General features: G+C 58.9%; 17 protein-coding genes and 1 tRNA gene. 7 read left to right on the forward strand and 11 right to left on the reverse strand.

What is annotated here, in order from left to right; all coding sequences use genetic code 11:
- Positions 1 to 7: 7 nt before the first annotated feature.
- On the forward strand, positions 8 to 622 hold the full coding sequence (locus CA85_RS10615; protein WP_146391293.1) for a TetR/AcrR family transcriptional regulator: 615 nt from the start codon (positions 8 to 10) through the stop codon (positions 620 to 622).
- A gap of 403 nt (positions 623 to 1,025) precedes the next feature.
- Here the strand turns inward: CA85_RS10615 and CA85_RS10620 are convergent.
- Positions 1,026 to 1,108, reverse strand: a tRNA-Ser gene (locus CA85_RS10620).
- Between the two features lie 74 nt (positions 1,109 to 1,182).
- Positions 1,183 to 2,415 carry an ATP-binding cassette domain-containing protein gene (locus tag CA85_RS10625; protein WP_146391294.1) on the reverse strand — a complete coding sequence of 411 codons (1,233 nt, stop codon included), beginning with the start codon at positions 2,413 to 2,415 and terminating at the stop codon, positions 1,183 to 1,185.
- 221 nt (positions 2,416 to 2,636) lie between these two features.
- Here CA85_RS10625 and CA85_RS10630 point away from each other — a divergent pair, with 221 nt between their 5' ends.
- The 5 genes from CA85_RS10630 to CA85_RS10650 all read left to right on the forward strand — a co-directional run bounded on the left by CA85_RS10630 (position 2,637) and on the right by CA85_RS10650 (position 9,911).
- Complete coding sequence (locus CA85_RS10630; RefSeq protein ID WP_246112679.1) at positions 2,637 to 3,959, forward strand: HlyD family efflux transporter periplasmic adaptor subunit; 1,323 nt, start codon at positions 2,637 to 2,639, stop codon at positions 3,957 to 3,959.
- A complete protein-coding gene (locus CA85_RS10635) occupies positions 3,943 to 5,163 on the forward strand; it encodes an FtsX-like permease family protein (RefSeq protein WP_146391295.1) in 1,221 nt (406 codons plus the stop codon). Before CA85_RS10630 ends, CA85_RS10635 begins: the two co-directional genes overlap by 17 nt.
- Positions 5,164 to 5,338: 175 nt before the next feature.
- A complete protein-coding gene (locus CA85_RS10640; protein WP_146391296.1) occupies positions 5,339 to 7,312 on the forward strand; it encodes a hypothetical protein in 1,974 nt (657 codons plus the stop codon).
- A gap of 50 nt (positions 7,313 to 7,362) precedes the next feature.
- Positions 7,363 to 8,103 (forward strand): response regulator transcription factor, encoded by a 741-nt coding sequence (locus CA85_RS10645; protein ID WP_146391297.1) that lies wholly within the window; start codon positions 7,363 to 7,365, stop codon positions 8,101 to 8,103.
- The gene (locus tag CA85_RS10650; protein ID WP_146391298.1) at positions 8,100 to 9,911 is read left to right on the forward strand and encodes a sensor histidine kinase; all 1,812 of its coding nucleotides are present in this window, start codon (positions 8,100 to 8,102) and stop codon (positions 9,909 to 9,911) included. Before CA85_RS10645 ends, CA85_RS10650 begins: the two co-directional genes overlap by 4 nt.
- A 615-nt stretch (positions 9,912 to 10,526) precedes the next feature.
- Here the strand turns inward: CA85_RS10650 and CA85_RS10655 are convergent.
- The 9 genes from CA85_RS10655 to CA85_RS10695 form a co-directional block, all read right to left on the reverse strand.
- Complete coding sequence (locus CA85_RS10655; RefSeq protein WP_146391299.1) at positions 10,527 to 11,393, reverse strand: SPFH domain-containing protein; 867 nt, start codon at positions 11,391 to 11,393, stop codon at positions 10,527 to 10,529.
- Positions 11,394 to 11,439: 46 nt separating this feature from the next.
- The gene (locus CA85_RS10660; RefSeq protein ID WP_146391300.1) at positions 11,440 to 12,462 is read right to left on the reverse strand and encodes an SPFH domain-containing protein; all 1,023 of its coding nucleotides are present in this window, start codon (positions 12,460 to 12,462) and stop codon (positions 11,440 to 11,442) included.
- Between the two features lie 263 nt (positions 12,463 to 12,725).
- Positions 12,726 to 14,165, reverse strand: a complete 1,440-nt coding sequence (locus CA85_RS10665) for a sulfatase-like hydrolase/transferase (protein ID WP_146391301.1) — start codon at positions 14,163 to 14,165, stop codon at positions 12,726 to 12,728.
- A 76-nt stretch (positions 14,166 to 14,241) separates the two neighbouring features.
- The gene (locus tag CA85_RS10670; RefSeq protein ID WP_146391302.1) at positions 14,242 to 15,657 is read right to left on the reverse strand and encodes a DUF1501 domain-containing protein; all 1,416 of its coding nucleotides are present in this window, start codon (positions 15,655 to 15,657) and stop codon (positions 14,242 to 14,244) included.
- Positions 15,658 to 15,662: 5 nt separating this feature from the next.
- Positions 15,663 to 18,326, reverse strand: a complete 2,664-nt coding sequence (locus CA85_RS10675) for a PSD1 and planctomycete cytochrome C domain-containing protein (protein WP_146391303.1) — start codon at positions 18,324 to 18,326, stop codon at positions 15,663 to 15,665.
- Positions 18,327 to 18,487: 161 nt separating this feature from the next.
- Positions 18,488 to 20,572, reverse strand: a complete 2,085-nt coding sequence (locus tag CA85_RS10680) for a PDZ domain-containing protein (protein WP_246112680.1) — start codon at positions 20,570 to 20,572, stop codon at positions 18,488 to 18,490.
- The gene (locus tag CA85_RS10685; protein ID WP_246112681.1) at positions 20,569 to 21,615 is read right to left on the reverse strand and encodes a S1C family serine protease; all 1,047 of its coding nucleotides are present in this window, start codon (positions 21,613 to 21,615) and stop codon (positions 20,569 to 20,571) included. Before CA85_RS10685 ends, CA85_RS10680 begins: the two co-directional genes overlap by 4 nt.
- Positions 21,599 to 23,527 carry a S1C family serine protease gene (locus tag CA85_RS10690; protein ID WP_246112705.1) on the reverse strand — a complete coding sequence of 643 codons (1,929 nt, stop codon included), beginning with the start codon at positions 23,525 to 23,527 and terminating at the stop codon, positions 21,599 to 21,601. The genes CA85_RS10685 and CA85_RS10690 overlap by 17 nt, the downstream gene beginning before the upstream one ends.
- A gap of 101 nt (positions 23,528 to 23,628) precedes the next feature.
- On the reverse strand, positions 23,629 to 24,894 hold the full coding sequence (locus tag CA85_RS10695; protein ID WP_146391305.1) for a glycosyl hydrolase family 98: 1,266 nt from the start codon (positions 24,892 to 24,894) through the stop codon (positions 23,629 to 23,631).
- A gap of 637 nt (positions 24,895 to 25,531) precedes the next feature.
- Here CA85_RS10695 and CA85_RS10700 point away from each other — a divergent pair.
- Positions 25,532 to 25,756: a response regulator gene (locus tag CA85_RS10700; protein WP_146391306.1), complete on the forward strand. Its 225-nt coding sequence runs from the start codon at positions 25,532 to 25,534 to the stop codon at positions 25,754 to 25,756.
- Positions 25,757 to 26,484 lie beyond the last annotated feature (728 nt).

Here is a 26,484-nt window from a genome sequence, read left to right on the forward strand (position 1 = left end):
GAGTGCAATGTGTGAATCGAGCCCGCGAGAGCGGCTGACTGATCGCAAGCGCGCCTCGATCGTGCAGGCTGCGGTAGAGACTTTTCAGAGATACGGATATTTCGCTGCCAGCATGAACGGCATCGCGGACGCCGCGTCGGTCAGCAAGCGAACGCTGTATAACCATTTCGACAGCAAGGAGGCGCTGTTTGATGCGATCATCGAGGAGTTGGAGTTCCGCATCGAGCAACTTCCCGCGTGCGAGTTCGACGAATCACGCGACCTTGCTGAGCAGTTGGCGGAGCTTGCGCACTCGGAAATTGATTTTTTCACGTCGGAAGAGGTGCAAGCATTTTCTCGTGCCGGCTTGTCGCGCGTGTTGGGCGAGCCGGATGTAGGCCAACAGGTCGACCCGCGACATTTGATGTGGCGAGTGACAACATGGATGAACAAGGCCCAGGCTTCGGGCTGCCTTCTCGAAGCGGATCCCGAGTTCGCAGCGATGCAATTCGTCGGCTTATTGCGCGCGTTTGCGTTCTGGCCCTCGATTTGTCACGGCGAGCCCACCCCCTCGCGTCGCAAACGCAACCTGATCGTCGAGCGGACCGTTGAAATGTTTCTCAGTCGGTACGGCGTCGGCTAAACCCAGTGCACAAATTTCCTTCGCTAGCTAGCAGAGCCCAGGCTCGCTGTGACGCGTTGGGGGCTGTTCGATAAACAGTAGTAGCGTGCCGCTAGCGACGACCGTCCCTTAGCAACGCACGATCAGTTTTTGTCGTAATGGACGAGGCGACGAGTCCAAAGCCGCAGGACTCGTCGCCTCGTCCACTACTAAAACCGACACTTATTCATCTTGTGTTGCTTAGTCAACGCAATCAAGAACTCACCCTGGCGGAGCGGTTGTCGAGGCGGGTAGAGAACAGAATTTTGACGACGCCCGGCTTCGCCCTTCCCAGGATTACTTGTGCATCGCCTGCCAGTGGCGACTCATGATGAAAAAAACACCGCCTAAAACTGGATGTTTCAGGCGGTGTTTTTATGAAATGCGGAGGACACGGGACTCGAACCCGCAACTCCTTACGGAGCAATTGATTTCGAATCAACCTGCTTGCCAATTCGCTTATCCTCCTCGCGGCGACCTTTTCGGCGGTCACCGATTTTCGTCCATTCTGACGATCTGGCGCTGATCGTCAAGCCGGGTGGCTACTCTGAAAACACGGTACTGCGGACTTCCTCCTCGAGCGACTTCTGGCCCGCGATGACTTCGTTGAACGTCGCCGCATCGAGGCTGTAGGTGACGGTGTCGGCGAGTGCATCGACGTGAGCGTTTCGCGTGTCGCCGGTCAGCAATGCCGTTTCGCCAAAGAAATCTCCTTCGCCGAGCCGTGCGACCTCGCGAAACTCGGCGGTAGCCCGATCGGTGTCGCCGTGGGGCTGGCGGACGGCAACCTCTCCCTCTCGGATCAGGTAAAACCGATCGCCGACATCGCCATAGGTGACGATTCGATCGCCCGGGGAGTGTTCTTCCCGCTTCATCTTACGGGCGATCGTGGTCAGCGTGCTGACGGAAACCAGCGAAAAGACGTCGCAGCCTTTGAGCATCCTACCGAGCAGGGCTGCCTCGTCGAGGTTCGTATCTTGCGCGATATTTCCGAAGTCCATCTTCACGATCCGGTCGGCAACATCGAGAATGCGGTTGTCGTGCGTGACGATCACAATAGCGGTACCTCGCTCACGCGCTTCGCGTTGGAACAATTCCACGACTTGCCGCACGGAATCTTTGTCCAGTGCGGCAGTCGGTTCGTCGGCGAGCACGATTTCGGGTTGGTGGACGAGTCCGCGGGCGACGGCTACCCGCTGTTTCTGGCCCCCCGAGAGACTCTTGGGTTTGTAGTGGATCCGCTCACCGAGACCGACGGCGGTGAGCATCTCGCCGCAGCGACGATTTTGTTCTCGGCGCGAAACCCCCGCTGGTTGGAGTTCCAACGCCATCCGGACATTCTGCAGGGCGGTCAGCGATCCAAACAGATTATGGGCTTGGAAGATGAACCCCAGCCGTTTGCGAATCGCATTGATTTCGGTGGTGGCCGCTTGGCGGAGCGGTTGGCCAAGAATGTGAATTTCGCCTTGCTGGATTTGGCGAATGGTTCCGATCAAGGTCAACAGGGTCGTTTTGCCAGACCCACTTTGGCCGGTCATGATCACAATCTCGCCTGGTTGGACTTGCAGATTGTTATCGTAAAGCACTTGTTTTCGGGCGTCGCCGGATCCGAAAAAATGATTGACGCCGCTGACATCGATGAGTGCCGAGCCGTCGAAACTGCGATCGGCCTGGACACTCTTGGAGCGAAAACGCTGGAATAGCTTGCCGGATGCCGCCGCAGAGGCCTCCGTCGAGTTCGCACCATCGTCCGCTGAGGCGTTTTCGTGGCTCACACTTTTTTCGCGCAGTAAGAAGTTGAAAACGGCGGTACACTGGGACCGCTTCGATGGGCAGGTCAACGCCAATTGTCATCGACAGGCTCGTGATTTGACCATTGTACGTCCTCCGCGTGGTTGACTCCAGCGGGAACGGTTTGAGTGGTTGACGCGGAGGGCTTTGACCCGGCAATGCGTTGCGTGTGCTGAGAAGCAAACGTTCCCGATTGGCTCTCGAAGTGACCAAGCTTTTTATCGCAGGCCTGTTTTTGCGTCCTGCTCGATTCCCTCACATTCACGATGATTCGATGCGGTTTCGCTTTCTTCTCACTCCACTGCCAGCTGTCTCTTGGTGGTCAGCCAAGCTGTCCTTCGTGGTATCGGCGAGTTTGCTCTCCGCGATAACGATGGCTGGTTGCGATGGCGGAGTCTCGCGCTTTTTCTCCGGCAAGACGTCCGACGACCGGTCCGCGGTGAATGGGGACGAAGCGAGAATGGCTTTTGTTGGAGCTCAAGGTCAGCTCGCACCTCACGATGGTGTATTGGCGGTGATGGCGCCGCCGGGGGACCGGGTCGCCAAGATCGCTGTCCAGGAGGGGGCCCCGGTAGCGGTGGGCGATTTGTTGGTCGAGCTCGAGAGTTTGCGAGCGAAACGCATTGAGCTCGACGTTGCTGAGACGAAGTTGGAGGAAGGACGGGCGCAGTTGCAAGCCGAGCAAGCCTCAGCGACGGCCCGGTTGCAGGTCGCGCAGGCCAAGTTGCATCAGGCTCAGACGGAGGTCCAGCAGTCGCGGGGGAAGTTGAAGATCGCCGAAGGCACCGGTGGCCGCCTCGATTTGCTGCGTCGGGCCGCCGAGATCGGCCAACGAAAACTCGACCAGCTGCGGTCTGCATCGAACGACCCAGCAACGGCGCGGCTCGTTTCCGAAAATAAGCTCGAAGAGGAATCGCTCAAGATCAGTGAAACGCGTGCGCAGTACGAAGCCGCTCGCATCGACGCTCAGGACGCGATTGAGACGGCCGAGTTGTCCGTCGCGGCCGCCAAGCAGGAGATCGTTGCCGCAGAGAAATCGATGCTTGCCGCAGAAGCATCGGGCGCGCTCGGCTCCCTCGAAAAACAGATCGATCTGCTGCGATTGAAGGTCGAGACGGCACAGTTGGTCAGCCCCACGGCCGGACGGATTCTGTCCATTGAAACCATGCCCGGACAAGCCACCACGTCGATGCCATTGATGCACCTGGCCGATACCAGCACGATGGTCTGTATCGCCGAGATCAATGTTGCCGATCTCGGCCGCGTTCATCCGGGGCAGTCCGCCGAGATCTCCAGCCCGGGGCTGGCGAGGACCCTGCATGGCACGGTGCAGCGGATCGACCCTATGATCAGCACGCCAGCCATGCCGAGCCCCTTTCCGATGGCGCCGGTGGATCGCTACACGGCCAAAGCCATTATCAAAATCGCACCCGAAGATACCGCTGCCGCTGCAGAGCGAATCGAGATGCAGGTGGAGGTGCGAGTTTGGATGGAGGCGGAAAAGGAGCCGCATGATGGTTCCTCATAGCCCAGAGAATAGCCCAGCGACGCCCGCGAAACGCACTCGGCTGGCGTGGCAGAACTTGGCCGACACGCCCGTCCGCACGATGGTGTCGCTCGGCGGAATCGGTTTTGCCATCCTGTTGATGTTCATGCAACTCGGGTTTCTCGGCAGCGTGGGCGATACCGCCACGGTGGTGTACTCGCGCATGCAAGGCGATCTCCTCGTGCGGTCGAAGGAGTACCTGCACGTGTACGATACCGCGTCGCTGCCCGATGAGCTGCCCGGATGGCTGGCAGGGCTCCCTGAGGTGAGTCGCACGATACCTCTGGATATTGGTGTGACCCAGTGGCAGAATCCCAGCGATCATTCCTTCCGCGCGATCGCCCTGATGGGCGTTGACTTAGACAATCCCGCCTTCGATCTGCCCGAGCTGAGTCCGTCGATGCGGGCCGCGCTCCGCTCCACCGGGGCGGTGTTGATCGATGACGCCAGTGCATCGGATTTTGGACCGCGGCAAGGTGATCACTTCACCGAGGCCGATGTTGGCGTGACCACCGATGTGGCCGGTAGCAATGCAACGCTCAAAGGAACATTCGCGATGGGCACGGGGCTCGCCGCCAACGGTGCATTGTTGGCATCGCGAGAGACCTTTGCTGCTCTGACTCCGGGCGGACACAACGACCGTGTTTCGCTCGTACTCATTGAACTGGCCGATTCCCTCTCGGCCGATGCGGGGCTCGATGCCGTCCGCCGTCGTTTGAGATCTCTCGGCGGTCCAGCCGCTCACGCCGATGCGATCACGCTCGATCAAGCCAAAATCGCTGAACAACAGATGTGGTACACACAAACACCGATCGGGATGATCTTTGGTATCGGGGTTGCCCTGGCCGTACTGGTCGGAGGCGTGATCGGCTACATGGTTCTGGCCGCCGACGTGACGGCGCACCTGAGTGAATACGCGACACTCAAGGCAATGGGTTATAGCAACCGCTTCCTCGTCAAGACGTTGCTCAGCCAATCTTCCCTGCTCGCACTGCTCGCATTCCCCGTCGCTCTGTTGGCTTCCCTCATTCTCTACTCGATCAGTTCAGCCGTCTCGGGGATTCTTATTGAGATGACTTGGGCGCGAATCGCTTTGGTATTCGCCTTGTCGTTGGTGATGTGCAACGCGGCTGGCATTTTGGCACTGCGCAAACTTCTCAAGGCTGAACCTGCCAACCTGTTCTGATTCTTCGGTGGCGGGGAGCTCTTCGCGATGGGTCGCTGGGAAGACCGGCGAGGCGATTGAATGTTACCAACGCGTTACGTTCGCCCCTACATTCACTTTCTATAGTGAATCCGCAGGCACATCGTTGCATTGATGTGTCTTGGATCGAAACTCAATAATCAAACAGAGGCGAAACATGTCTGTCTTCTCCCCCAAGCTGCTCTGCGTGTCTGGAATGGCCTGTGCCTTGCTGTGGAGCTTGGTCACCAATCAACCCAGTGAAGCGATCGTTCCGACACTCTCTGGAAACGGTTTGGCAGATGAATCCAGGCCCCTGCGATCGAGCCGATTGACCGACGTTTCCACGGCGGGTGATCCGATACCCAAATGGCCTGACCGTCGCATGGAAACATTCGTTAGCACTGAGGCGTCGGAATCGGACGCTTCGCGCCTCAAGCTAACGACCCAGCGAGTTGTCGTGTTCAAGGACGGATACTGCTTAGTCGTGAAAGAGGGCCTCGCGACCACGGATGCCGCGGGTTGCGTTTATACCGACGAAGTTCCCGACTCTGCGGTGCTGGGCTCGTTTTGGGCGGTCCCTACATCGGGAAAGATCCGCTCTCTCGTCGCAGGCTGGGTCCACTCGGAAACGCAGTCCAAGATCGAAACCGATTGTTCCAACCTCGCGGAAATCATCGCCAGTAATCTTGGTCGCCCCTGCTCGTTCACGATCGGTTCGCAGGCCTATCGCGGCACCATTTCCAAGATGCTGCATCACCGCGACGCGAAAACCAGCCACGAGGAGTTGTTGCGGGCGAATGACGGTCGTCTCCACTCGAGGCCCGGGGTGGCTGTGACGGAGGTGCAAGAGACCATCTCCGTCGCTCCCACCGCCGCGACTTTCTTCATCTTGTCCACCGGCGCCGGGGAGGTGGTTCTTCCCATCTCCTCGGTGCAAAACCTCACGATCGATGGCATGCAGAGCACGATCGAGCAGACCGTGCACCGCAAGTCCACTCACAAACGCATCACGATCGACACAGGCACTCCCGACAAACCGGTGAAGATGAACCTAATGTACTTTCGCCCTGATGTGCGGTGGATCCCCACGTACCGCATCGACCTCACTGACGAACTGGCAGAACGCCAGACGCAGTCAGTCGCTGATAAAACTGAGAAGATCGCCGAGATCTTCATGCAAGGGGAACTGCTCAACGAGGCCGAGGATTTTGTGGATGTGCCGTTCCACCTTGTCGTCGGTGTGCCGAATTTTCGCTTTCGCAACACCCCCAGCCCGATGGTGCTGGAGTCGACGATGCGAAACGCCCTCGCGCAAGCCGCACCTCAAATCATGGGGAACCAAAGTCAGTTATCCAATGCGATGTTTACTCAACGAGCGAGCGAATATGGAGGCGGCAGGCAGCGATCAATCAACGCAGCCACCGCGAATGTGGACATCCCTGAAGAATTGACGAGCTCCGGCGGCAATGACCTGTTCGTATACAAGCTCGGTGCGATGTCGCTCGCCAAGGGCGAACGCGCCACAATGCCAATCCTTCGCACCGAGGTGCCCTACCGGGACGTGTACACCTGGGATGTGGAACTGCCGCACGCCGAGACCTATGCGGCTGGTGGAACGAGCACGACGTCGCCCTTGCTACTCACCGAGAACAAGGTGTGGCGACAGATCGAACTGGTCAACAACACAGAAATGCCCTGGACGACTGGCGCAGCCATGTTCGTTGACGGAATTCAACCTCTCGCTCAAGAGCTCTTGACGTACACTTCACCCGGTAGCGTATGCCGTGTTCCTGTTACGATCGCAATCGACCTCAAGGGACGCGCCGAGGATGCCGAGACAGGGCGTGAGCTGCAAAAACTGGTTTGGCGCGGCAGTCACTATGCTCGTGTCAGCGGCGAGATAAAGCTGGATCTGGAAAATCAGAAACAGACTGATGTCGATGCCGAAATCAATCTACGTTTCGGCGGGGAGGCCGAGGAGAGCTCGGATGACGGCAAGATTGTGCTGCGGCCCTTCCATGCCGAGGATTGGTACAATCAAAAAGGTGACGCGATCAACAACAGCAGCCAAGTGAAATGGCGAACCAAAATCTTACCGGGCGAGTGCTTCCAACCGAACGTCCAGTATGCATTCTGGCTTCGATATTAACTGGCTCATCCGACGGATCCAACCAACAGGCCGAGCGTACATATTGACCCATGAACTCGCTGACCATCCTGACGATTGAAGATGATGCTGCGATCCGTGGTGGGCTCGTCGATGCACTGGAGTTCTCCGGTTACCGTGTGCTTCAGTCCAGTGATGGAACCGACGGATTGAAGAAAGCGACGACCACCCGCTACGACCTCCTCTTGCTGGACCTGGCGCTGCCCGGAACGCCGGGACTGGAGATCCTCCGGGAAGTGCGCAGGGTTCGTCCGAGCCAAGCCGTCATCATCTTGACCGCCAAAGGCCAGGAATCCGATCGGGTGACGGGACTGCGATTGGGGGCTGACGACTATGTGGTCAAGCCCTTCAGTGTGAAGGAACTGGTTGCCCGGGTGCAGGCTGTCTTGCGACGCTCACCGGAACGCACCAGTGTGGGCCACGAGATCGAATTCCCCAGTGGTACGATTTGTCTCGCACGGCGAGAATTGCAGTTCCTCGATGGTCAGATCGTGGACCTTTCTGAGAAGGAAACCGAGCTGATCCGTTACCTGGTCGCCAATGAGGGACGGGCGGTGTCTCGCGACGAACTACTCCGGGGCGTCTGGGGGCTGGCTCCACAAGGTATCACGACACGCACAATCGACATGCACGTCGCCCGATTGCGAGAAAAGCTGCGGGATAGCGGTTCCCAGAGACAGCTCGTGCAGACCGTGCGTGGAAAGGGTTATAAGTGGTCCCGCCCCGCCATGGCAGCAAGCGATTCGTATGACGAGAAGCAGTCGAACCGATGAAGAAGCCGGATCGAACTTGGTTGGTTTTTGGTCTCTGCGTTGCTGCCGCGTCAGCGGCATTGGGATGGCTCAGCCTTCACGCGATCGAACTCGATGCACGCCACCAGCGAGATCGAGCTGAGACCGAATTGGCGCGGCAGGAAGCCGAACTCCAGGAACGGATCAACAGCTCGCTGTACCGAATGGACTTGAAGCTGCTGCCCTTGGTTGCGCAGCAATCTGCACGACTGGATGTTTCGCGGCCACCGAGTCCGCTTGTCAAACTATCCTTTTTCCTCGCTTCCAACAATCAAGTGCTCGCCCCACCGCGGTCGACAACGATGCCCTCCGCTGAACCGAGCGGTGCAGTCGCCGCGGTAGCCGACCAGACATTTGACTTTGCCCATCTACTGGATCGAGTGCCTCCCATCGACACGACTCCGCCGGCCGACACGGGGTCGACTAGCAACAACTATCAAGTCCCGATCGTCGATCAAGCCGTCAGTGATATCGCGGCCGTGCAACACCAACGTGATGATTCCTCGCTACATCCTTCCCGCTCCTCGCCCCCATCGCTGCCCGCCACTGGCAAACTGGCTATCCAGCAATCACGCGGTCTCGATCGTTCTGTCCAAGAGTTTACGCGGCGAAACCAGCTCAATGCAGGCATGAACTATGGGAATTCCATTTCGCTGTCGGCGAGTAAAGGTGCCGACGATCAGCCACCGTCGCATCCCAGCGAGATCGGCATCATGCAGCCTGTTTGGATAGGGCAGGAACTGGTTTTGGCACGACGAGTCCGAGATCAAGATGGCTTGCAGATCCAAATCTCATGGTTGGACTGGCAGGCAATCCAGGTGGCCTTGCGAGACGAGGTTGTCGATCTGTTGCCTGACGTTGTACTGGAGCCGGTGCGTTCAGAATCGGATCTCAATCTCTCTGCGGCGCTAACGACATTGCCTATTCAGTTATCACTCGACAAGGAACGCATGCTCGCTGCATTGGACCTGAATGAGTACTCAGAAGACGTTCATTCGGGTTTGCCTCTCGCCTTGACTTTGGCGTGGTGCGGGTTGGGAGTCGCTGTGCTCGCGATCGCATGGTTGTTGCGAGGTGTCATGCGGTTGAGCGAGCGGAGGGCGACATTTGCATCCGCGGTCACTCATGAACTTCGCACTCCCCTAACCACATTCCGGATGTACACCGAAATGCTGGCTGAGAATATGGTGCCGCCTGAAAAACAATCGCACTACCTCTCAACATTGAAGTCCCAAGCGGATCGATTGTCTGACTTGGTTGAAAACGTCTTGCAGTTCGCTCGACTCGAACGACAGGGCGGCAAATTGGAGACGGAAACCATCGCAATCGCAGATTTGATGGCACGCTTCTCGGATCGATTGAATGATCGGGCAAACTCTGCAGGCCTGCAGTTGGCCGTCGAGTTCCCCGAACAGGTCGGTCTCACTGAAGTCAACACACAAGTGCTAACCGTCGAGCAGATTCTGTTTAATCTCGTCGACAACGCGTGCAAGCATGGCGTTCCATCGACGAGCGAACAAATTGAAATCGTGATCACCGCTCACTCCCGTTGTTGGCGGATTGTAGTCCGCGACCACGGCCCTGGTGTGGCACCGCATGTTCGCGGCCGAATGTTCCAACCGTTCTGCAAATCAGATCAGGAAGCAGCCAACTCGGCACCTGGGGTGGGGCTCGGGCTCGCTCTCTGCCAGCGAATGGCCGCGTCCTTGAGGGGGCGGTTGTATCATGTCGCTGATCGTGATGGCAACGCGTTCGTACTCGAACTGCCCTGGAAGCTTCCGCCCCTCTGAAACGCCTGCGTTGTTGTGCACCCGGTGCCAGGGAACGGGGGACTAAAAAGTGTCGTATTGGACGAACCAACGAGCTGCGCAATATCGAGAAGTATCCCGTTAGGGATGATAGAAAATAGCCGGTGGTTTGAGCGTAAGCAAACACCACCGAATTAGACGCGAGACTCAAGAGCCAACCCCGAACGGGGTGGAAGATCATTCATGCCGGGATCTGCGACCCACTTTGGGGTCGACGTTCCATCTTCAACGAACAACCGTAGGTGGCGCTGTTACCTACGGCTATTTTCTTCAACGCCTCCGGCGTAGGAAGACTTGCGGGGCTGAACAGTTCGTCGCCTCGTCCAGTACAAAAAAACTTCCGCAAAATTTGACACTTATTGACCACGCGGTGCTTGTTGATCACGCGATGCTAAGCAGATAGGGGGAAGTAATTCGGTGTCACCCAGCGCACCGAACTGTTTAGGCACATCTGCTTGCTGTCGTAGGCGGGCGGAGAAGGAATGTGTTGGGCAGTGGGCGGGGGGCGGGGGATTGCGGGATTTGGGTGCCGCTAGCTCAGACGGGCGGAGCCGTCTCGCAACTTTCTATTTAGCTCAGACGGGCGGAGCCGTCTGGCTACTTTTCTCCGAGTTGCAGGAGCACGTTGCCGGAGTTTGGGATGACGTCCACGGAGGCGCCGGATTCGACGAGTTGATTGATCTCCATCACTTCGAGAACGGTGTCGAGTACTTCAGGATCCTTTTTGGCGATCTCGTTGAGCTTCTTTCCGACGATTTCAGGTCGTGCGGCAGCGGCTTCGGCCATCTTTTGGCTGACCTTGAATGCCGTCTCGCTCTTGATCAAACCGACCCGGTTCTCGCCATCCTGCTTCATCGCGCTGGTGACCTGCACCAATCGCTTGACCACCTTCTCGGTGATGTTGTGAACCATTTGCATGTCGGTGAACTCGACCTTGCGAATGTAGACCGATCCCAAGCGATAGCCCCACTTTTCCGACAGCGGCGAGACCGCTTGACGCACAGTGCGGCTGAGGCTGTGCCGATTCTCCAGCATCGTCTCCATTTCCAGATTGCTGAGCGTCGAAATGGTCGAACTCGTCACGTTGGCTTGCAGCGATCCATCGGGGTTGGAATTGATGAATAGGTAAGAGACGGGATCGGCGACCTGCATTTCGTACCAGATACCGACGCCCATCGGAGTGCCTTCTTCGGAGTTGACCATTTGGCTGCGCAGGTAGTGTTGTCGCAGCGCGGTGCTGACGACGTAGCGTTTCCCGAAAAAGGGAATCAGCATGGCGCGCGGACCGAAGGTTGTAATGGGGAAATGCAGGCCAGGCCGGGTGAGTGTGCCGATGACTTTCCCGAAGAGGGTGAAGACCTGTGCCTCACACTCTTGCACACAGGTGTAGATCCCAAACGCACGCGCGAGCAAGAGGAGGATCGGGACGACGACGAGACCGAGTACGAACAGAAAAATATGCATGAGAATGACCGAGTGAGAGATGATAGATCAGGTTGCGACGAGGAGCCTATGCGTTCTGCTGCTTGCTCAGGATCACGCGTGTAGCGAGACCGTGCAGCGGCACCCTGGAGTTCCGCAGGTAGGATTGGAGGCACTGCGACCCACCCTCTTTTTTGATCGAAGCGAGCGTTCCGGCGAGTTCCTGTAGCGGCGCAACCTCGGCGTGCGCGTTGTTCGTCGCGATCTCAACGGCCCGTGCACTCATCGTGATTTGTTGCTCGGAATCGGCGCGTGCCGTACTGATGTCCGCTGCGACTTGGTTTCGTGTGCTATTGATCGCCGACAAAGCCCGATCGACTTCTTGAGGCGGGTCGATCTCGGTAATCAGCGCTGCGTCGAGTTCGATCCCGTAGCGTCCCGTCGTCGAACGACACTGTTCTTCCATGTATTGGTTGAGTAGGGGCAAGTTCTTGCGCAGGTCATTGATCGAAACTCCGTCCGATAAGTCTTCGGAGCTCTTGGGATTGTTCTTGCCATCGTCTTCTCCCTCGACGTCGGTGCTGAGCAGGTTGGCACCTTTGGGGTCGACAAAGTTCGCGATCCGTTCTCGCATTACCGAGACAAAGAAGCCCATCACGTGCTCGAGCGGGCTCATCACACCAAAGAGAAATGGGTAGAGATTGTTTTCGCTGACGCGGTAGCGGATTTGGCCGTTAACGCCGGTGGTGAGATTGTCTTTCGTTACCGCTTCAATCGTTTCCTGGCGTTTGGAGGGGTCCCAGGAAAGATCGACGGCTTGAGTCGCCACGTCGACGCGGTGGACGGTTTCCCAAGGCAGTTTGAAATAGGGGCCGCCCGGTCCGATCACACGTACTTGCGGGTAGGAGTATCGCTGCTGTTCATCCTCGCTCAGGGAGGGATCGAGCGGGGGGGCGATATCGGGCGACTCGGCCACCATCGGCAGCAACTCAGCCGCTCCAAATCGCGTCTTCACCGCCCGCTGGTTAGGCGCCACGGTGTACAGACACCCCGGCAAAATCCGAAAGGCAGCGTACACAGCCAGGCCGAGTAAGAACCAAGAGAAGATCATGTTGTAAGCTCGCTAGGAAGAAGGATCTGCAGACTACTGGCGTGGTGAAGAATCACCGAGTGTAGTCGATCATCCAAAACCACCAAACAATCCTGGCCAGAAAGCTGTCCGGCGGGGGCGCGCCGGAGCGTTTTTTTGGTCGACGTTGGTCGATCCAGGATTGGTTCGTGGTCCTCTTCGGCGATTTCGGTGTCGGCGCCACCCCGCCGATAGGCAGAGTGGCGTGAACCGATGGGCATTTCGGCCCAGAATGGCCGCAGCGTCTAGCGTTGCTCGTCTGTTGCAGCGACGTAGTTCGGATCGCCTGCGTCAGCCGGCATCTTGCTATTCCAACTCAAGACAGCCTTGGTCAGTCGCTCGGTAACCTCGGGGTGCCCGGTGGCGACGTTTGTTGATTCGCCGGGATCTTTTTCAACATTGAATAGTCTTTGCCGTCCACCGTCGTAGTCGCACAACAGTTTCCACTCACCATCCCGGACGGCCAGATCGGGAAGGTTCTTGAACCGGGCAAATGCTTTCCGGTCGGGCGGTCGGCGGAAGAACAGTGCCTGCTCACGTGACTCGGTTGATTTCCCAACGAGAACCGACGCCAAATCTTCGCCATCAAATTCCACCCCTGATGGCGGCGCAACATCCGTCAACGTCAACAGCGAGGGGACCAGATCGATGGCTGAAAAGACCGATGTATCGTTGAGAGTGCCTTGCGCGTCGGCATCCATCAAACTCGGTCCCCAAACGACGAGCGGTGAACGCACACCACCTTCGAACAACGTGGCTTTATTGCCTCGGAGCGGCCCGGCCGATCCCGCACCTGGATCGGGGCCATTGTCCGAGCAGATCAGAACCAAGGTGTTCTCACGCAGTTGCTCGTCATCTTTGATTCGCTCGAAGAGTCGTCCGAACTGAGCGTCCATTTCTTCGAGGACGGATAGGTAGAGTCCTCGCCGGCCGTCTTTCCAGCCCTCGATGGACGGGAAAAACGGAGCGTGAACGTCATCGGGCCAAACATTGATGTAGAACGGTTGGTCGGCAGCCTGAGCTTGATCGATGAACTCAATCGCCTTGTCGGTGAAGCCGCCCGTGATCTTGGACCTGAGCATCCATGTCACTGGTTCACCCAACCGCTCGGCGTCTTCCCAAATTCGCCCTTTCTTGACACCACCATCCTTTGTCGGTGTTTCGGTCAACGGCAGCAACTTCGCTCCCATGCCTTCAAAGTTCGTCAGAGAGGTATCGAATCCGTAGTCGGAAATCGGTGGTGCGTCATCGACGTCGCGTTGGCCACCCATGTGCCATTTCCCGCAGTGCGCCGTCGCGTAGCCAGCATCCTGGAGCGATCGTGCGAGCATCGGAGCTTCCGGTGAGAGCCAATCCGCGACACCACGCTGGCGGTTGCTCCGCCGGTTATTCAAATACGAGGTGATCCGATGCCGTTGCGGGTACTGGCCGGTCGAGATCGCGACACGCGAGGGCGAGCAGATCGGTGAATTGACGTAAAACTGCTCAAATCGGATCCCCTCGGCGGCCATCGCATCGATGTTTGGCGTGGATGCATCGGGGTTACCGAAACAAGAAAAGTCGCCCCAGCCCATGTCGTCAATGAAGACGAGGATCACGTTGGGACGCTCGGCGGCGAAGGTCTGGCCAGAGGTTGCCACCATGCACACTAGCATCGCGGTGACGGTCCATATCTTATTCAGCATATTTCAATAACTCCGTTGAAGTGGGGAATTCACAAAGTGGTCGTGGCAGCAGTATACAGGCCAGCCATCGTCGAGGTCAGGCGATCATTTCTTCGATAATTCGGCCATGGACATCCGTTAACCGGAAGTCGCGCCCGGCATAGGGATACGTCAGCCGTTGGTGGTCGTATCCGAGCAATCGCAAGACGGTAGCATGCAGGTCGTGCACATGCACACGGTTCTCGACAGCCTTGAAGCCGAGCTCATCGGTTGAACCGACCGTGGTACCGGCGGCCACACCGCCACCGGCCATCCACATGGTGAAGCCGTAGTGATTGTGGTCACGCCCGTTCATTTTGCCTTGGTTGGCACCTTCTTTGGGAAGTTCCACGACGGGTGTGCGGCCGAACTCACCGCCCCAGATGACGAGCGTGTCCTCGAGCAAGCCCGTGCGTTTAAGGTCGCTTAACAACGCTGCAATCGCTTGGTCGACCTGGCCAGCCACCCTGCGGTGAGCAATGTGGATATCATCATGCGAATCCCACGGTTGGCCAGCACCGGTATAAAGCTGCACGAACCGGACGTCTCGTTCGACCAATCGCCGCGCGATCAGTGCTCCCCGGGCGAACTCGCCCTCACCGTAGAGGTCCAGCGTCTCTTTCGATTCACGGGATACATCGAATGCCTCCGATGCTTCGCTTTGCATACGGTAGGCCAGTTCAAAGGACTCGATCCGAGATTCCAGTCGTGGAGAGTCTGCTCGCTCGAGCGCATGGGCTTGGTTCCATTTCATCAACAGGTCGAGCTGTTCGCGTTGGTCCGCGGGGGCGACCGATCGACCGCGGATGTTCTCAACCAAACGCTCGACCGAGGCGTGACGTGGGTCGACATGGGTGCCTTGATACTTTCCAGGCAAAAAACCGTTCTGCCAGTTTTGGGATTCTTTAATGGGGTAGCCCCCAGGGCACATTGCTACGAATGCCGGTAGATTCTCATTGGCCGAGCCGAGCCCGTAGGTCACCCACGAACCCAACGCCGGCCGGATCAATCGGGCTTCGCCACAATTCATTAGCAGCAGCGAGGGCTCATGATTGGGGACGTCGGCGTACATCGAGTGAATCACGCACAAATCATCCGCGTGAGCAGCGGTACGTTGAAACAGTTCGCTGACGGGGAGGCCTCGCTCGCCATATTTTTGGAACGCGAACGGAGAACGCATCACGTTGCCAGTCGGCCGCTCGGTCTTGAGTTCGTCCAACCCCGCCGTTTTGCCGTCGAATTGCTCCAGGGCCGGTTTATGATCGAAGGAATCGACCTGGCTTGGCCCGCCATTCATGAAGAGATGGATGACCCGCTTGGCTGTCGGTGGGAAGTGGGTGGGGACATTCCCTGTAAAGCCAGTCGCGGGAGATCCGGCGTTGGCGTCACCTTGAAGTAGGTTCCCCAGAGCGATCGCACCAAGTCCGATGCCGGATTGGCGGAGCGCGTCGCGTCGGTTGATGTGGAAAGGCATGGCAGTTAATCGACGAAGAAGAATTCGTTGCTGAGAAAGAGGACTTGAGCTAGCTGTTCCAAGCGATCTAACGATTCGATGGAGGCGGGTGAATGAGGACCGCTGAAGTCGGCTGAGGAGTCAAACGCGATCGAGCCGGCTGACGTTTCAAGGTTCAGTTTCGTTTGCCACTGGAAGCCGTCGAAGCTCAAACTGGGGCCACTGTGGACGATGAAATCGATCGTGTCGCCGGCACGGACGTCGAGATCGATCGAATCGTAGCTCCGTGGCCCGGTTGGAATCGACTGCTGCCAGAGGATCGTTCCCTGTGCCTGGATCGTGGCAATGATTTTGTCACCCTTGTCACTCGGCCTGGCAACCGTGCCGCTGATTTGTACCTTGCCATCGGCATGGCTGGTCCAACGCCGGACGATGATCCCTGTATCCCCTCGTGCGGGGTGACCGCTATCGCGGGACAGCGAGGCGTACGACATCGGCCCGGGGCTGGGGAAGGTATCCTCAAACTGCCAGCGTTTTTTCTTGAAAACACGCAGTGGCTGGAACTTCGTGACCGCTTCATTCTCCCACGTCGCGGTACCGTATTGCCAGGCATCGCGGGGGTCGACCGCACGGGCATTCTCCGCCGGCGACTGGGAGACAAAGCCGACTGCGTCCTTCCACTCGTCCGGCGTTGGCTCACGGGCCAAAATTTGCTGAAACAACGAACCGATGATCACTTCATCTTCACCGCCTGGCGTCGCCTGGCGAGCCTGTTTCACCGCCAAGCGTGACGCCTCGCTGAGCTGGGGATGATTGAGCAGAAACAGGGGTTGCTGTGGAACCGTAGTGTAGTACCGGCCCGGTGAGTGCATATCGGGACTGGCGAAGTCAAAGGTGCGAAAAAGTCCCGGCAGGTTTTGTCGATCGATGCGCGCATAGAGGGTGCGGCGCGGCGTTAATTCAGAATTGGTGACCTCCACCGAGGGGCCACCGATTTGGTTGTCGAGATAGCCACTGCCCACTAACAGACCGTCACGCATCGATTCGAAATCGAGTCGACTGCGCAGAGCGTGGGTCCACAAGGCATTGTCGGGATCTTGAACCGCTGCCTCCTCACTCGCACGAGCGGACTGACGGTAGATACGCGTGTGCACGATGCGGCGGACGAGCCGTTTGAGACTCCAGTGGCTAGCAAAATCGGTGGCCAGCTCGTCGAGGACGCTCTGCAGGGCGGGGGCATTGGTGCGGTATCCAAAATCGCTTGGCGAATCCACCAAGGGCCGGCCGAGCAGGTGAGCCCAGACGCGATTGACCATCACCCGGGCGGTCAACGGATTGGTGGGATCAGCGATCACCTCAGCGAGTTCGAGTCGTCCGCTGCCATCTGAAAACACCTCAGTCTCGTTGTCGCGAAACGCCGTCAGGTAGCGACGGGGGGCCACGTCGCCTTGTCGCGCGCGATTGCCGCGGACGAAAACACGCGTGTTGCGGACCTTCTCACGATCGACCAGCAGCAGGGGACTCGCGGCTGCCTCGAGATCTTTTGGCGGCACACTGTTGTCGAGCACGTTGTATAGGGAGTAGTAATCGATCGTTGGAATCGGATCGAATTTGTGATCGTGGCAGCGGGCGCAGCTCACGGTTAAACCGAGCAGGCCACGGGTGATGACATCAATCCGATCGTCGATGGTGTCGTCATGACGGAGGAATCGCCGCCCCACGGTGAGGAAACCCATCGCGTCTGCATCGTTGCTGTCGGGATCTGCGGTTTTGTCACCGGCGATCTGATGTCGAATCATCTCATCGTATGGCATGTCGTCAGCGATCGCTGCGAGCAACCAATCGCGGTAGCGGTAGGCCTGTTTGATATTCCGATCCTTACCGCCGAGTGCGTATCCGACGGTATCGGCATAGCGGGCGACGTCGAGCCAATGCCGGGTGAATCTTTCAGAGAATCGTGGGTCAGCCAACATCCGGTCGATTTGACGCGTTTCGGCGTCCGGGCGAGGGTCAGACTCGAGGCTGGTGATGTCTTCGGTGGTGGCTGGTAAACCGTGCAAGTCCTCGCTCCATCTCCGGTGCAGCGTGGGGCGATCTACCGAGGGGGCGGGTGAGAGGTTTTCTGCTGCGGCGCTGAGGCGGGCGATCTCATCGATCGGATCCCGGTCACCGGCGGCATCACGCTCCGACTGAACAAGCGAAGCAAAGTCATTCCCATTGAGCCGCCGCGGTGGCACGAACGCCCAATGGGTACTCGGGTCACGGTCCAGTGGCGTGGGGGCCGCCTCGTGTTCCTCCATCGCGGCATCGCGAGGATCGGGGGCGCCGCCGTCAATCCATGTCTGCAGATGTTCGATCTGTTCGTCGGTGAGTTTTCCCTCCGGTGGCATCTGCAAGTCGAGGTCCGTATAGGACACCGCCTTGATCAACAGGCTCGCACCGGCGTCGCCTGCAACAAGAACCGGGCCGCCGGCCCCACCGCGTTTCATGGCCGGAGCGGTATCGAGGCGCAGTTCGCCCATCGACTCTCCCGCCGATTGTGAGTGACAATCGTAGCAGTGCTCGATCAGCAGGGGCCGGATGTGGGTCTCGAAGTACGCTTCATCCACGTCAGCCGGGTGGGCCCACGTGGGAGTCGCGATCAGGGCGCACAGGAGGAGGCAGGCGCGCCCGAGCAGTGCGGGAGGCATGGGAGGCGGGATGGGGGGGAGGGAAGGAGGCGGGGGGAAAGACGCTGTGGTTAGTAACGCACGATCGATTTCTGTCGTAGTGGACGAGGCGACGAGTCCAAAGCCGCGGGACTCGTCGCCTCGTCCACTACTAAAACCGACACTTATTCATCGTGTGTTGCTTAGTAAATCAACAGCGACCGGCACCATTGTAGCAGTTTCTCTCGATCGACGGACGGCGTCGATTGCACGGGGCAGCCAAGTCGGTCGAGAGTTTCCGACCACGAGGGCAATTTTCCGTTCTCTCCCGTCGACATCAGGACCCGCAAGAGACGCATGGGAGCGTCGCGGCGGAGCCGGATAGGCGGGGGTTGGGTGTTCGTGGGGATGGCCAGACCATGGAAGATATTATCGGTCGAGAGCGAAACCGCTAACGCCATTGCATCGGCAGGGTTCGCCGTTTGAGCGTCATCGGACGCCATCACCCCGAGGCTGCAGATCGAGACGGCGTTCGGGTCAGCTCCAGATTGTTGGATCGCAGGCAGCGTCAATTTGCTGATCGCATCGATTTCGGCGAGCTGCCAGCGTTGATTGTCGGCGCTGGCGATCAATAAAATCGCCACCCGGTAACGCTGTGCGATCTCCTTCCAGCGTTTCATCTGGGCGGGGAGATCACGCTGCGTCGGTGGCATCAAACAGACGGCGAGTGCGGTAGCCGCCTCGGCCGAATCCTGTGGGCTGGCCTGCGGGTCGCTTACCGGATGCCACAGCAAGGCCTCGTTCGCGATATCGGGTAGCCGCACCGGTGTGGTCTGCCAATCCACCGGCGTCGACTTTCCATCGCGAGCGGTCTCTTGGCGGGGTGGTTGGAGCAGCAGGCGATCGAGAGGTCCCGCCCAAGGGACAGGTTGAATCTCTTCTGCCATCGTTTCCGGATTCCCGGATTCGTCGGTGCGCTGGAACTCAATGGCCAGCGGAGTGCCTGGATCGGCCGACCACATCCGCTGTCGCAGCACCTCAGGATCCTCCACCGCCTTGGCATCGAGCGACAGCCATTGGTCACCGACCTGCAAGATCCCTTCTGCTGGTGATCCCGGCAACACCGAGGTGACCCGGAGTCCGGACGAAGTAATGCCGAGGTATTGAGGTTGCAGCGGCTCGATGGAAGCGGCGAGGGTTGCCGTTGTTGATTGCGATTGCCCGTCGCGTTCGTACTCGATCGCAACATCGTCGCCCGCGTCAAAGCGGCCCAAGGCGAGCTGGACCTCTTGTCGACGCCGTACCGTTCGCCCGCCTACGCTCAATAGACGGTCTCCGGACTGGAGGCCGGCTCGGTCCGCTGGCGAGCGTTTCCGGACTGTTGCTAGTTCCGTTCCAGGGCCGTAGGGATCCGAACCGCCGACAACCAAGCCGAGCAATCCCGAACGGATCGTTTCACCGGATCGCAGACGCGGCAATTTATTCGCGATCACACTACCGGGAACCGCGAAGGCGACCCCCGAGTCGTACCATTCGGTAGGGTCGTCCGCACCCGCCTCACCCACTGCCGGGATCAACACGCCCACCAAGTTCCCATGCAGGTCGACCAGTGGTCCGCCGTAAAAGACTGGGGAAACGCGTGCATCGGTCTGGACGGCCGTGCCATCGAGGCGATCGATGGCCGACAGAATGCCCGTGCTGATTCTCGGTACTCCCGCCTCGCCGTACCGCGCGATCGCGATCAGGGTCGAACCGATGGCAGGCATCCCGCGGCCAGAGTCATCGTGGCCAGAGTCATCGCGGGTAGGGGCCTCGCGGCCAGAGTTATCGCTTGGCGGGCTGACCGGTTCCAACTCAATGGGTTGCAGCACGGTTTCTTGGGGGTCGATCTTGAGCAGTGCCAATTCGCGATGCTTGTCCTCGGCGCTGACCCGCGCGGGAAAACGCTCACCGCTGCCCAGCGTGACGATGATGCTCGCCGACGGGACGCGGGTGACCCAAGACGACGCCAGCACGTAGCCGTCGGTATCGATCACGATTCCAGAGGTGGGGGCGTCCTGACGAACTTCGCCGTCGCTTTGCAAAGTACCGATGACTTCGATGCTGACGACCGATGGCAACACCTCATCGGTGACGCGGCGGATCTGCGCCGCAACGGCGGTCTGATAGTCAGTCGCCGAGACGGCAGCCGATCCTCCCCCGGTTTCGTCGGCGACGAGTCCAGGGACGGTTGTCACCAGGATCAAGTTGGCTAGCAGGACGGTGAAGAGTGAGCGTCGCGGCATCATGGGCGAATCGTCAGTTCAAGGATTTCGTTGTCACGCTGGACGGTGAGAATGGCATCGTCACGGCGATCGATTCGGCGGAGCTGATCGCGGAAAGCACGTTGATGCGGCACCCGCCGTCCATTGACCAGCAGGATCAAGTCATCGGGGCGGAGGTCCGCTCGCGAGGCGGGCTCATTCACGCTCACTGTGTCGACGTACACCGGCGTCGTTTCTAAAACATCGGGGATCAGTTGAAACCCGAGAGTGTTCGCGTTGTGGGATTTTTCACGCGCCAGCAGCGGATCCTGCTCCACCGGTGCCACCGTTTTTCGTCCTGCGATGATATCACCGATGGGAGCACGCAACACGTCGGAGGGAATCGCGTAGTTCAACCACACGCCCGTGCGGCGATCGCGTAGTTCTTTGCCGAGCATGCCCACTAACCGGCCCTGCAGATCGACGAGGGCGCCGCCAGCAGCACCTGGATTGTTGGCCACGAGATCCAGTAGCCATACCTCGCCTTGGTACGCCGTCTCGAAGGTGCCGCGTCGGGCGTCGAGTTGGCTGCGGGCGGCAATGCGGCCGAGCATCACGCTCTCAGGCTCATTGCCGGTCGCGATATTGAACAGATTACTGACCGCGAGAACGGGGTCCCCCCAGCGAGCGATGGGGGCCTCGGTGGTTCCTGCGGGAACCTCGAAATAGGGGAGATCGGAGACGTCGAGTTTCAAAACCGCGAGTTCGAGCGAGGGTTCGAAACCAACCACCTTGCTCTCGAACCGCCGCCCATCGTTGAGGACCACGATCGGATCCACGTCCAGCACGCTGCTCCATGCCGTCGCCACATGGCCGATCGATGAGACGATGAATCCACTTTGATAAGCATCCAGTCCGCCGACGCCCCCGGCGCCATAGATCTTGACCACGCGGTCTTGCACCTGGGAACTGGCGCGGGCGAGTGAGGGTTGCCCCTGAACGGGGCTGCCGATCAGTAGAATCATCGACAATGACAGCACGCGGCACAACAATGGAATCGGTCCAGGGACGTTACTTCGCATCGTCATCCTCGCTTTCGGGCAATCCCTGAGTCGTTGCATTCGGGGCATTCGCATCCTGCGTCGCAGCGGTCCACTGTTCGATTCTCAGCGTGACCAGCGGTTCGACCCCGTAACGTAGATGCAGCACCTCGGGCAGGTCGCCGGGGGCGTCCGGTGAGTCGGCGGCTGCGGATTCGGCGGCTGCGGATTCGGCGTCGCTGGAGTTGGCCAGGACACCGGCATCGGCGAGGTTGTCTGCATTGGTGGTCAGTAGCCACTGCGGCGGATCGATCCATAATTCGGCAGGGTCTCCATCGCGATCGGCGAACGCTTCGATCACCTCGAGTCGACCGGATTCAGGATGTTGGTAAAAACGCGATTCCAATCCGCCATGGATGCCGACCGTGCAATCACGCAACGGCCGCTGTCCGAGCAGCGGTGCGGTGCCCCAGGCATAGGTTTCGCCAAATCGATCCAGGCCCGTTTGCATCATCCGTTGCCAGTGCTGCATGGCGGCCAGGATCCCACCTGCGGTTCCACGATCGACTGAGTCGATGTACCTATCGGGGCTCGTCAGCCGTTCGGTTCTCTGGCCGAGAGTCAACTCGCACACTTCGCCGCTCACCACAAGCGTGAACGGCATCGAGTCCTGTTCACCAGCGATCTCAGCGGTACCTTGGATTTCCCAACCATCCTCCTTTGCGGGCAACCCATCAAACTGCTTGCGAAGTCGCTCAATGAACTGGTCCTGGCGTTGTCGATTGTAGAAATAGTTGGCAAACCCTTTGCGTTCCTCAATCCGCGCGACCGCCTCGCTCGGGATCGGCTCGCCGCCAGCATCCTTCATCACGTCTTCTGTTTCAGCCGGGGCGGGCGGCGTCGCAGCATCGGGATCGCCATCGCCGGGGGTTTCGTCATCGGGGGATGGTGACGGCTCTTTCGGGGGCGCGGGAGGTGGGGGTGGCAATGCCGACTTCATCTTTTCGAGCAATTCGTCGCCGCGATGGACGCTCGCCAACCGCACCACCGTATGGATGACTTCGCCGTCCTGGCGATAGGTCAGTGGTATCCGCCACTGGGCGGGGTAGGTAGCCAGCAGGTTTTGGACGTCGTTGGCCGTCTGCACGACTCGGTTCTCAACTTCGAGGATTTCATCGCCGTATCGCAGTCCGCGGCGAAACGCGTCACTGGATTGCAGGATATTGGTCACCCGGACGCTACCGTCCTCATCGGTGCCCACGGTGGCACCGAGCGTGGCATGGTCGAGAATCCGGCCGCTGGCGAGCGATCCGCGAAAGTTCTGGGCCTGGTCGCCCGAAATCGCATAGCCCACGCCGACATTGACACGCCCCCGTTTTTCAAAGGAGCAGCGACCAATGATGCCGATCAGGTCACCGGCGGCATCGTACAACGGGCCCCCCGAATTGCCCGGGTTAATCGAGGCGTCGGTTTGGAAGCAATTGCCATACTCGAGCAACGTTCCCGATGGATACTGATATCGCCGTGTGCCACTGATGATGCCCGCGGTGACGGTGGGCTGCAGATTGGTTGCTAACAGAAAAGGGTTGCCGATGGCGTAACAGGCGTCGCCGATCTGTACCTGGCGGCTGGGGACGAACTCGGCGGTGGGGAAGTCGTCGCGACCGAGTAGTTGGATCAATGCCAGGTCACCTACCGGATCAATGCCGACGATCACGGCATCGTAGATATTGCCATCGCTGAGCCCGCAGCGCATGTAAGTGCCCGCGGGGCTGGTGACGTGAAAATTCGTCAGTGCCAATCCGTCTGGAGAGATCAGGACGGCCGACCCGCCGCCAGCACCCCCTGGCACGAAGACGCAAACTGTCGAGGCGGTTGCTCGCTCGATCGATTCGATCCGTTGCGTCTCTCGATCCCAAAGCGAAGGGGGGGCCTCAGCCGAGGCGGCAGTCATCGACATGGCGAGTGCCAGGCACATCGAGACGATTGACACGTGCCTGGACAGTGATGATATCGCGGGCGAAGCGGGGCGAAGCTGCGCGGGGGGCGGAATCCGTTGATTCATTTAAGCAACCTTCCTGAGAACCATTCGACCCTGCCGCCGAGGGCGGCCGAAACGGGCGAGGATGATTCTGTCGGTGGAGACATGGGTGATGCGCGAAGGGTGATTTGCCGGGCACCCGAAATGGGCAATTCCAATCCGAGTGATTCTCGATCTTGCAACGTGGCCGTCCAACGCGATTCTCCGTCGACGATCACGTCGAGTTGCAACGCCGTGAACTGGCTCACATCACGACTACGCCGGGCCGCGACAATGAGTTTTTGGTAACCGTCGGGAATTCGCAAGGTGATCTCACCGGGGGCATTGGTGTGGAGGTTGCCATCTTTGGACTGTGGGGCGAACCAATTATCCATGCGATCGGAGTGGGGAGTTCTCGTCGCCGGGTTGCCTTGAGCACCGTATGAAGCGGTGGCGACCTCGACATCGGATAAAGCGAGGATCCCGCCTGAGAACTGGATCGAAAGCACTTGGTCGATCGGGATGGCGTGCTTGCTGCCGCCCATCAAAACGGCCTCGACGGAGTCGCTGCCGGCCGGGAACTCAATGGACTCCGCCAGCCACGCCGATCCCGATGTGTCGGTGATTCGAATCGCCGAGGAAGCAGGAAGGGCGTCAGCGCCCGAGAGCAAGATCCCCTCCAATTTTGCCAGCGGGGCGCTAATTGCGTTTCCGCGCATCTCGAAATCCACCGCGTCGCTGCCAATCCCCAGCACCGTGCCGTCGATGGAGTCGAGGGCCTTGTCGTTGCGGCGGACGACCAAGCGATCTGCTCGGCGAGGTTCCTCCAACCAGCCCAACCACGTGGGGTCGGTAGCCGCACTGCCGGGACGAAATCGAACCCAGCGAAGCTGTTCCGCAGGCACGCTCAGCGGCGATTGGCGGGCGACGGCGATTGTCACGGAGTTTTCTTCCCAGGTCAGTCCTGTGATGCTCAGCTGTGATCCGCCTGTCAACTCCGCCCGCATGGGCAGCGGTGGCCGGGCATCCCGAGCGAACGTGATTTGGGAGAGTTCCTCCAGCGGTATGATCGCCGTTTCTGCGTCCGCCTGAACGTGCACCCCATCCGGGCCGATTTGCGTCAACTCGGTCTCGCGGACCTCGCCGTCGGAGGTGGTGATCGAGACGTCGGCGGCAGACAGAGCAGCGGGCGCCCAGACGCCGGTAACCAGCAGTCCCGCAGTCATCAGTCCCGCAGCCAGCAGCATGGTGGCCATCGGGAAGGAAAGGACGTTCGGCGTGAGGGAACGTTTCAGTGGACTGGCCATGGACTTCCTTGGGGTTGTGGGCCTTTCCGTAAGGGGAGCTGACCCAAATGGAGGCCGAATCAGTTGACGCAATTCTCAGAGACCGTAGGGGGGAGTTTATCCAGCATCAAGCATGCTCGGCCCCGAGCATCCCCGCTTCTATCGAGTGCTCCCGATCCCCAGCGCTGATCCACATCATAACCCTCCGCGACCGCAGACTCGACCCAAATGTCCAGGATAACTCAATCCGTCAGCGTGCTCAAACTCCCGCATAACACAAGTAAGCGAGTGGCTTTCACCATAAAGCCAGATAAAGACCTTGATTTTCCCGTTGGGATCGTTAATGATCTATTGTCTCGAGTTACTTTGGGGCCTTGAAGAGAGAGTTTACTTTCCCTTGGCGAACCATGCGGTGGGACAATATCTCTGTGTGAGCGTGGGGTTTTTTGCCTGATGGGCAGCATCGCTGAGTTGGGAGAGCGTGCTTGCGTGAATTTAGTGGCTTGCCAATGACAGGTGCCGGAACTACACTTCTCCGACTGAATCGGACAGCCACTGCGGCTTTTTTCACTGCTTTAACAGTCTATTAGGGTCAAGAATCTTCCTGCGGATAACGGATTGCCACTCAGGTGAGTGGTCGAAAGGAGAGATCTCAACGATGTCGATCAAGTTTACACAATCGTGCCCAACCTGCGGACGGCGAATTGATGTTCGGGCCTCGTTGCTGGGGTGCACTGTCGCCTGCCAGCATTGTGGTGCCGAGTTCATCGCGCAAGCGGGGGGAGGCAGTCCGGTGGGGCGCGACCAGCAAGATGAGCTGTTCGCTCGCGTCGAGCAGGCGCTCCGGCGGGCCGAAGCATCCGCGGCCGTGCCTGCGGAGTAGCGGTCGCTCCTCAGGGCAGTCGCTTGAGCGAGCCCAACCGCGATGTTCAGGTGGCTGCGGCTTAGCAACACACGACAGAAATTGATCGTGCGTTGCTAAGCAAGGTTCTACTCACTCAGGAACGAATGGTGTGGACTTAGTGAGCCGACGGCGCTAGCCGCGGGTTCTTCATACCGCTATTTCTTACTTCGGCTCCATTTGGGGCATGACTAGGTTGGTAGCCCGATGCGTCAGCGAGGAGAATGCAGTGCTTTGCGTGGACAAGCGATCATCCTCGCTCACGCGTCGGGTTACCAAGACCGCTTCGCAAACCAAAGTAAGTGCCATTCGGCTAGCGCCGACGGCTCAAAATCCAAAACCGCTTCAGTCCACGCCATTCCACTGAGGAACGGGTGAGTAAGTAGGTGTCGTATTGGACGAAGCAGCGAGCCGTTCCATACCCTGAAGTATCCCGTCAGGGGTGATGGAAAATAGCCGGTAGCTTGAGTGCAAACGAACACCACCGGATACGACATGTTGATCACGCGTTGCTTGGGTTCCAAGCAGGTGCAGGGGTGCGATCCGCGTAGTGCGCCTGTGATCCGGCGAGATTGGTATTCATGAAAAGAGGCTTCCTCCTGCAAAATGTTGGTGCTCAAACTAACACCGCAGGAAAGGAAGCCTCATGGATGTCAAAGGTATCGTCGGAAGCCTCACTCAAGCAATCGCAGATTCTGAAATTCAATCCC

Origin of the sequence: Allorhodopirellula solitaria, assembly GCF_007859855.1 — a bacterium.
Taxonomy (GTDB): domain Bacteria; phylum Planctomycetota; class Planctomycetia; order Pirellulales; family Pirellulaceae; genus Rhodopirellula; species Rhodopirellula solitaria.

Excerpts from the sequence above, each read along its gene's own strand:
- CA85_RS10615 (WP_146391293.1), top strand. The coding sequence starts at position 8 with ATGTGTGAATCGAGCCCGCGAGAGCGGCTGACTGATCGCAAGCGCGCC.
- CA85_RS10635 (WP_146391295.1), top strand. The coding sequence starts at position 3,943 with ATGATGGTTCCTCATAGCCCAGAGAATAGCCCAGCGACGCCCGCGAAA.
- CA85_RS10640 (WP_146391296.1), top strand. The coding sequence starts at position 5,339 with ATGTCTGTCTTCTCCCCCAAGCTGCTCTGCGTGTCTGGAATGGCCTGT.
- CA85_RS10645 (WP_146391297.1), top strand. The coding sequence starts at position 7,363 with ATGAACTCGCTGACCATCCTGACGATTGAAGATGATGCTGCGATCCGT.
- CA85_RS10650 (WP_146391298.1), top strand. The coding sequence starts at position 8,100 with ATGAAGAAGCCGGATCGAACTTGGTTGGTTTTTGGTCTCTGCGTTGCT.
- CA85_RS10655 (WP_146391299.1), bottom strand. The coding sequence starts at position 11,393 with ATGCATATTTTTCTGTTCGTACTCGGTCTCGTCGTCGTCCCGATCCTC.
- CA85_RS10660 (WP_146391300.1), bottom strand. The coding sequence starts at position 12,462 with ATGATCTTCTCTTGGTTCTTACTCGGCCTGGCTGTGTACGCTGCCTTT.
- CA85_RS10665 (WP_146391301.1), bottom strand. The coding sequence starts at position 14,165 with ATGCTGAATAAGATATGGACCGTCACCGCGATGCTAGTGTGCATGGTG.
- CA85_RS10670 (WP_146391302.1), bottom strand. The coding sequence starts at position 15,657 with ATGCCTTTCCACATCAACCGACGCGACGCGCTCCGCCAATCCGGCATC.
- CA85_RS10675 (WP_146391303.1), bottom strand. The coding sequence starts at position 18,326 with ATGCCTCCCGCACTGCTCGGGCGCGCCTGCCTCCTCCTGTGCGCCCTG.
- CA85_RS10680 (WP_246112680.1), bottom strand. The coding sequence starts at position 20,572 with ATGATGCCGCGACGCTCACTCTTCACCGTCCTGCTAGCCAACTTGATC.
- CA85_RS10685 (WP_246112681.1), bottom strand. The coding sequence starts at position 21,615 with ATGACGATGCGAAGTAACGTCCCTGGACCGATTCCATTGTTGTGCCGC.
- CA85_RS10690 (WP_246112705.1), bottom strand. The coding sequence starts at position 23,527 with ATGTCGATGACTGCCGCCTCGGCTGAGGCCCCCCCTTCGCTTTGGGAT.
- CA85_RS10695 (WP_146391305.1), bottom strand. The coding sequence starts at position 24,894 with ATGGCCAGTCCACTGAAACGTTCCCTCACGCCGAACGTCCTTTCCTTC.
- CA85_RS10700 (WP_146391306.1), top strand. The coding sequence starts at position 25,532 with ATGTCGATCAAGTTTACACAATCGTGCCCAACCTGCGGACGGCGAATT.